General features: G+C 48.1%; 4 protein-coding genes. 1 reads left to right on the top strand and 3 read right to left on the bottom strand.

Translation table 11 applies throughout. The features are described from left to right. Positions 1-398 (bottom strand): hypothetical protein (locus Q0294_RS20470; protein WP_299469165.1); only part of this gene is annotated, 398 nt, incomplete at its 3' end. Between the two features lie 66 nt (positions 399-464). Then, positions 465-1,208, bottom strand: a complete 744-nt coding sequence (locus Q0294_RS20465; RefSeq protein ID WP_299469163.1) for a GYF domain-containing protein — start codon at positions 1,206-1,208, stop codon at positions 465-467. A 269-nt stretch (positions 1,209-1,477) separates the two neighbouring features. On the opposite strand from Q0294_RS20465, the gene Q0294_RS20460 reads away from it, so the two are divergent. Beyond that, positions 1,478-1,699, top strand: coding sequence for a helix-turn-helix transcriptional regulator (locus Q0294_RS20460; RefSeq protein ID WP_366918002.1), 222 nt, complete (start codon positions 1,478-1,480; stop codon positions 1,697-1,699). 6 nt (positions 1,700-1,705) lie between these two features. On the opposite strand, the gene Q0294_RS20455 is transcribed toward Q0294_RS20460, so the two are convergent. Beyond that, a partial coding sequence (locus tag Q0294_RS20455) for a hypothetical protein (RefSeq protein WP_299469159.1) occupies positions 1,706-1,974 on the bottom strand: 269 nt, incomplete at its 5' end.

The following is a 1,974-nucleotide window of genomic DNA, read 5'->3' as shown; positions in this document are numbered from 1 at the left end:
TAACAGCCGATTAAAACGACAGCGAAGCCACCGATGATTATCGAATATGGTCTCACGCCGTGAAACCAGTGATCAGCGGGTATCCACCTTAGCGCCTTAACTGAAACCCATGACAATACAGCCACACCGGCCAGGAAATTCCAGCCAGGCAAAGGGGGAACTTTACTGTGCTCGTCGGCTGGGGCCGGTTTCTCAGGAACGAAGTCAGGAAATAACCCCATTTCGAATGCTTCGAATTTTCTACAGTCTTCATGAATGATTTCGGTACGCGGTTTGATATATCCCAGTTCTACATGTTCTTTGAGTTCGTGATAAGAATAGGGGCCCGCAAGCAGGCCCTGATCATCGAACCGCCATTCTGTAGCTTCCCTGTTTTCGGGGATGATATATTCAGTCATATGAATCTTTCTCATTTATTATCAGGTTGAAAAACGATGCTCCACAGCACTATTTGCACTGACTCCTCAAGACAAGGGGAGAAACCGCTCATTGCGTCGTAGCCAGAGAAGTGCGGTGACCATAAAAGCCGCTTCGCACAGCCCGACAATCCCTACGAAATAGTCGATCAATTCGACTGCCACAGTCTTTGAGGCTAAATTGCTTTGATCAGACATGGCCATGAGCACAATCAAGCAGAAAATCAACAGAAGCAGGACCGCCGTGGCAACTACGATACTAAGAATGATGATCGTGGGTCCGGAACGCCGCAAAGCCCGAAGACGCATCCCACCAATGAACAGTGAAACGGTCACAGCCAGTGAGGCAAGTATGCCAATAAGCATTGCTAACGCTTCCACACCCATCAGAGGAGCGTTTTCTGCCAAAACGGTGCCGCTGGTCATTTGCGAAACTGCATAGAAGAACCATAGCCAGGGTGAGATCAGAAGTGTGTAAATACAAATCCAGTTCGCCATTGGCGGCAATCTATCGTTGGTGAATAAAGGGTCGATTCGATAACATTCAACGGGAGGGGCTGGAGGAGATTCCAATCCAGAATTCTCAGTTCCAGATTCAAACTCATTCCAGTCAGACAGCGGCTTCCATGCCCGCTCCTCTGTTGAATAGGCATAGTCAGTCGAACTGACATGATTTGACTTCAAAGCGTCACAGACTTCCTGTTGGGACAGTGGGCCTTCAGCTTGAGCATTTTTCGCCAGCCACCAGAGACTCTGGGGACTTTCAATTGTTTTGTTACTTTCTTCATGCATGGAAAATACCGATCTTATTTAATTGGTTTGTGTTAAATCCTGTGCTCGTATTGGTCTGATGCAATGCGCCTTTTCGAATACGAGCACTGTTGTTTTACGATTTTTGTGATCACCGCGATCCATTCTCAGCTGAAACAATTAAAGGCTTTCACGACATCTGTCTGCCCGTTGCCTGACGATACGTGTCAACCAATTGGACTAAATTACAGCAATTAAATGATACTTATAGTCCGTGGTTATATCGTCGCTGTCAAGTGTTAAATACTTGCATGGCAAAACGAGCAGACATATTGGTGAGATTTGGTCAGCGGGTCCGCAAACTGCGCAAAGCGCAAGGTTACTCTCAGGAGAATTTTGCTTACACATGTGAGCTGGACCGGACCTACGTCGGCGGGATCGAACGGGGGGAACGGAATCTTTCCTTACGGAATATCGAGCGGATCGCCGATACCCTCGAAATCAGCCTGGCCGAACTGATGGAAGGTGTTTGAGGGAGCTTAAATCGTCGGATCAATAACCAGGACGACGCCCAGTCGGTCAGAGTTGTCAGACATCGACTGGTTGGCAGCTTCTGGGTTTTCAAACAAGCGGGGATTATTCACCGTTGTCGCCTCAGGGTTGCACACAGCATAGCGTAGTCGTGCTGACAGCAACTGTTGGCGCAGCCGCTGGATGTCTTTCTGTTCCCATGCTGGCTTTATCAGGAGGCTATCAGAATAGATCGCGAACATCTCTGAATCTTCGAGATCCATTTCTTCGTACCAGA

This window comes from uncultured Gimesia sp., assembly GCF_937919775.1.
Taxonomy (GTDB): Bacteria; Planctomycetota; Planctomycetia; order Planctomycetales; family Planctomycetaceae; genus Gimesia.
This window is presented reverse-complemented; position numbering and strand designations above follow the sequence as displayed.